We start from the raw sequence: 4,329 nt of genomic DNA on the forward strand, positions 1-4,329 counted from the left end.
TCGCCTCATGCTCAGAGCGAGCCCGATTACCTATGCTTTTGGGGACCGCCAAATTAGTCGAGAACGGCGGGAATGGGGTCGAAATCTGCCATTGCGATCTTATTTCGCGACACACTTATCCCCGCCCCGGAATTCTCCTGCATAATCCCCTCATCAACCGGGTTGCGATGGAGTTGCAACGATCAACTGCCCGGTGACAGTCGGGAGGCCTCTTCATCGTTAAAGGAGGCTGGGTCCGGGGATGGGTTCGTGGCAGCAATGTCCCCCTAGCAAACCCCCTGCCAGAAATCCCGATGCTCCGAGGCGGATTTCGTCTCATTATTTACTCAGAGGCGGAATCCGTCTCGGGGCACCATCAACGGCACGAAAACGGAGGCGGGAACGTCGTCCGGCTTTCCGTGTTGGCCTTTTTCGGAATGATACTCGCTCAAATGGCGGAGGAGCCAATGTCCCGGACACGTGTGCAGCATTTTTCGATTTCGCTGGATGGTTTCGGCACCGGGGAGGGGTTGAGCCGGCAGGCGCCGTTCGGGCATGCGGGGGAGCGGCTGCATGCCTGGATGTTCGCGACGCGCTTCGGCAAGACCATGTTCGGGCAACAGGGCGGCACAAGCGGGGTGGACGACGCGATCCTGAGCACGTTCGCTGTCGGCATCGGCGCCGAGATCATGGGTTCGAACAAGTTCGGCTATCCGGGCTGGCACGAGAACAAGGACTGGACGGGCTGGTGGGGAGCCAATCCGCCGTTTCACACCCCGGTTTTCGTGATGACGCAGCACAAGCGCGCGCCGTTGGAGCTGGAGGGCGGCACCGTTTTTCATTTCACCGATGCGCCGCCCGCGGACGTCCTGGCCATGGCAAGGGAGGCGGCCGGCGGGCGCGACGTGCGGATCGGCGGCGGGGTACGCATCTTGCGGGCCTTCTTGAAGGAAAGGCTCATCGATCACATGCATCTTGTGCAGGTGCCGATCCTGCTGGGGCGCGGCGTGCGGCTGTGGGATGGGCTGGAGGGGCTGGAACAGGTTTTCGACATCGAGACCACGGCCAGTTCAAGCGGGGTGACGCATCTGATGTTTGCGCGAAAGGGCGGATGATCGGGCATTTATCGCCGTCAAATGGCCATTATCCGGCCCAAAGCCCGCCCAGTTCTTCGCTTCACATCGTCGTGATCCTTTTGGGATCAGTGATGGACAACGAGGTTGAGATGAAAAGTCTACGCTTTGCCGCCCTCGCCGTGGTTGCCGCGCTCGCGCTGGCGGCCTGTGGGGATGCCCCGCCTGCCGATGCGCCGCCGGCGGATACGACCACCACCGCCCCGGCCGACGTGCCGCCGGCGCAATAAAAAAAGCCCCGGCTCAGGCCGGGGCTTTTTGCGGGCGTCTGGTTTCGGCTAGTTCAGGCGGCCGGACCAGTCATCGATTTCCTTGCGGACATCGTCCTTGGCCTTGCCGTAGCGCTCCTGGATCTTGCCTTCGAGCTGCTCACGATTGCCGTTGATCTGGGCGATATCGTCGTCGGTGAGCTTGCCCCATTGTTCCTTGACCTTGCCGGTCATCTGCTTCCAGCTGCCTTCGATGCGGTTCCAGTCCATTGCCGGTCTCCTTTGAAATTGTCGTGTGAAAACAACGAGAGAGCGGGGATTGGGTTGCATGCGAAATGTCTTAGGCGGCCCTGAGCGCCTCCTGGCGTTCCAGGGCAGCGACGATGGCGTCGACGCGATAGGGCTTGGGAAGGAAGGCGGCGCCCGGGGGCAAATCCTGCTTGGCGGGGCGCACGCCGCCGGACACGACGACGATGGGCAGGCCCGGCTGCAGGCGCGCCGCCAGCCGCGCCAGCACCAGGCCATTGGGGCCGTCGCCCAATTCGATGTCGGTGATCAGGGCGCGGATGCCGCTTTCGATCAGGCGGGCGGCGGTGCGGGCGCTTTGGGCGGGGAGGGCCTCGTAGTTGAATTCGGCCAATTGATCGATGAGGTCGAGCAGCAAGAGGGCTTGATCTTCGACCACCAGGATGGGCGAGAGCGTGGACATCTCCGGTTCCCCTCGATTACGCGATACATGACAGCACAAGGCGAGGCGCGGCCAATCGTTGCATGCGCGCGGCGCATAGCTGGCGGCATGGTTAGCATTTGGTTCAAATTGTCGCGGCGTCAGGCCAGTGGCGCGGTACGATAGAGCGCCACGCGAATGCCGCCATGGAGAACCGGCGGCAGCATGGGCTCGAAGGTGAGGCTGGTCGCCTGGGCCAATTGCTTGTCGGCGGTGACGATGCCGACGCGCCAGCCCCGGAACCGCGTCCTGAGCACGGTGCCGAGGGTCCGGTGCAGGGTGATCAGCGGGCCCTTATTGCCGATGCGGGTGCCATAGGGTGGGTTGACGATCACCAGGCCCGGCGGGCCGTCCGGTGGGGTCAGGTCTTCGATGGATTTCTGCGCGAAGCGGGTCTGGGCCGCGACGCCGGCGCGAGCGGCATTTTCGGTGGCCATGCGGATGGCGCCGACATCGCGGTCCGAGCCGTGGAAGAGGAGGGGCGTCGGCCGGGGCTGGATGGTGGAACGCATGGCCTTCCAAGCGGCGGGGTCGAAGCCGGGCAGGTGCTTGAAGGCGAAGGCGCGCGCCCGGCCGGGGAGCAGACCGAGGGCGATTTCGGCCGCTTCGATGGGGAAGGTGCCGGAGCCGCACATGGGATCGAGCACCGGTTCGGCGCCGGTATAGCCGCATTGGCGCAGGAACATCGCCGCCATGGTTTCGCGCATGGGGGCCTTGCTGACCGCTTCCTTGAAACCGCGCTTGTGCAGCGACTCGCCGGTCGTATCGAGGCTGATGGTGACCAGATCGTCCTCGATGCGCACCATGACGCGCAGGGCAGCATCTTCGGCGCTGGGGGTGCCGATTGTCTCGGCAATGGCCTTGGCCACGCGCTGTGCGGCAGCGCCGGCATGGTAGATGCGAGAGCGCTTGCAGCTCGCTTCGACCTGGACAGGAACGTCGGCGCGGAGGAAAGCGGGCCAATCGAGCTTGCGGGCGCGCTTGTCGAGCTGGGCCAGGTGCATGGCGCGGAAGGAGGCGATGCGGGCCAGGATGCGGGTGGGACCGCGCAGGACGAGATTGGCGCGCCAGACATCGGGCCAGGTGCCGGCGAAAGTGACGCCGCCATCGGTGATTTTCGCACCGGCAAAGCCGGCCGCCAGCGCCTCCTCGGCCAGGGGTGCTTCGAGGCCGGGCGTGGCCACGAGGAAAATATCGAAAGGGGCCTGTGTCATGCGCGAGGCTTAGCGGCGGCCGGACAAGGTGGCAAGGTCGGCGTGGGGAGGGTTACGTTCGAGGCGATCTGTGCTTATATCGGCAGAAGACGATGAATGTCGCCGTCAGTCGAACAAGAGAGAGCCTTCCGATGAGTGAATATGTGCCGCCCAAAGTCTGGACCTGGGACAAGGACAATGGTGGAGCCTTTGCCAGCACCAACAGGCCCATTGCCGGGGCGACGCATGAGGCGGTGTTGCCGCGCGGCACCCATCCGCTGCAATTGCATTCGCTGGCCACGCCCAACGGGCAGAAGGTCACCATCATGCTCGAGGAGCTGCTGGCCGCCGGGCATGACGCCGAATATGACGCCTATCTCATCAATATCGGCAAGGGCGACCAGTTCGGCTCGGGCTTCGTGGCGATCAATCCCAACTCGAAAATTCCGGCCATGATCGATTACGGCCCGACCGAGCCGATCCGGCTGTTCGAAAGCGGGTCGATCCTGGTCTATCTGGCCGACAAGTTCGACGCCTTTCTCAGCAAGGACGTGGCCGAGCGCGCCGAGACTATGAACTGGCTGTTCTGGCAGATGGGCAGCGCCCCGTTCGTGGGTGGCGGTTTCGGGCATTTCTATGCCTATGCGCCCGAAAAGCTCGAATATCCGATCAACCGCTATGCGATGGAAACCAAACGGCAGCTCGACGTGCTGGACCGGCAATTAGCGGAGCACGAATATGTTTCGGGCAGCGCCTATACGATCGCCGACATGGCCATCTTCCCCTGGTATGGCGGGCTGGTGCTGGGGCGGGCCTATAATGCCGCCGAGTTCCTGGACGTCACCAGCTACAAGAACGTGATGCGCTGGGCCAAGCAGGTGGATGCCCGCGAGCCGGTCAAGCGTGGCCGCTGCGTCAATGCCGCCAGCGGGCCCGAGGACGAGCACCTGGCCGAGCGCCATTCGGCGGCCGATGTGGACAAGGTTCTGGCCGTGCGCAAGGCGCGCGGGACCGTTTAGGTCAAAAACTTCTGTCTGAGGGGCAGCGCGACTTCGAGCGCTTTTCGATTTGTCCCCCCCCCCCCCCCC

General features: G+C 63.9%; 6 protein-coding genes. 3 read left to right on the forward strand and 3 right to left on the reverse strand.

The genetic code is table 11. The features are described from left to right. Positions 1-446: 446 nt before the first annotated feature. Entirely contained in the window at positions 447-1,094 is a 648-nt protein-coding gene (locus tag A3840_RS00920; protein ID WP_067450524.1) for a dihydrofolate reductase family protein, read from the forward strand. Positions 1,095-1,204: 110 nt separating this feature from the next. Further along, complete coding sequence (locus tag A3840_RS19540) at positions 1,205-1,342, forward strand: hypothetical protein (protein ID WP_165603097.1); 138 nt, start codon at positions 1,205-1,207, stop codon at positions 1,340-1,342. 48 nt (positions 1,343-1,390) lie between these two features. Here A3840_RS19540 and A3840_RS00925 read toward each other — a convergent pair whose 3' ends face one another. The 3 genes from A3840_RS00925 to A3840_RS00935 all read right to left on the reverse strand — a co-directional run bounded on the left by A3840_RS00925 (position 1,391) and on the right by A3840_RS00935 (position 3,262). Beyond that, positions 1,391-1,591: a CsbD family protein gene (locus A3840_RS00925; RefSeq protein ID WP_067450512.1), complete on the reverse strand. Its 201-nt coding sequence runs from the start codon at positions 1,589-1,591 to the stop codon at positions 1,391-1,393. Positions 1,592-1,661: 70 nt separating this feature from the next. Beyond that, entirely contained in the window at positions 1,662-2,030 is a 369-nt protein-coding gene (locus A3840_RS00930) for a response regulator (protein WP_067450515.1), read from the reverse strand. A 119-nt stretch (positions 2,031-2,149) separates the two neighbouring features. Then, entirely contained in the window at positions 2,150-3,262 is a 1,113-nt protein-coding gene (locus tag A3840_RS00935) for a THUMP domain-containing class I SAM-dependent RNA methyltransferase (protein ID WP_067450518.1), read from the reverse strand. Positions 3,263-3,393: 131 nt separating this feature from the next. On the opposite strand from A3840_RS00935, the gene yghU reads away from it, so the two are divergent. Further along, positions 3,394-4,260 carry a glutathione-dependent disulfide-bond oxidoreductase gene (yghU, locus tag A3840_RS00940; RefSeq protein ID WP_067450521.1) on the forward strand — a complete coding sequence of 289 codons (867 nt, stop codon included), beginning with the start codon at positions 3,394-3,396 and terminating at the stop codon, positions 4,258-4,260. Positions 4,261-4,329: the final 69 nt, after the last annotated feature.

This window comes from Devosia elaeis (assembly GCF_001650025.1).
GTDB lineage: Bacteria > Pseudomonadota > Alphaproteobacteria > Rhizobiales > Devosiaceae > Devosia > Devosia elaeis.

What these genes read in the sequence shown, in the direction of transcription:
- yghU (WP_067450521.1), top strand. Translation starts at nt 3,394, where the DNA reads ATGAGTGAATATGTGCCGCCCAAAGTCTGGACCTGGGACAAGGACAAT.
- A3840_RS00925 (WP_067450512.1), bottom strand. Translation starts at nt 1,591, where the DNA reads ATGGACTGGAACCGCATCGAAGGCAGCTGGAAGCAGATGACCGGCAAG.
- A3840_RS00920 (WP_067450524.1), top strand. Translation starts at nt 447, where the DNA reads ATGTCCCGGACACGTGTGCAGCATTTTTCGATTTCGCTGGATGGTTTC.
- A3840_RS00935 (WP_067450518.1), bottom strand. Translation starts at nt 3,262, where the DNA reads ATGACACAGGCCCCTTTCGATATTTTCCTCGTGGCCACGCCCGGCCTC.
- A3840_RS00930 (WP_067450515.1), bottom strand. Translation starts at nt 2,030, where the DNA reads ATGTCCACGCTCTCGCCCATCCTGGTGGTCGAAGATCAAGCCCTCTTG.
- A3840_RS19540 (WP_165603097.1), top strand. Translation starts at nt 1,205, where the DNA reads ATGAAAAGTCTACGCTTTGCCGCCCTCGCCGTGGTTGCCGCGCTCGCG.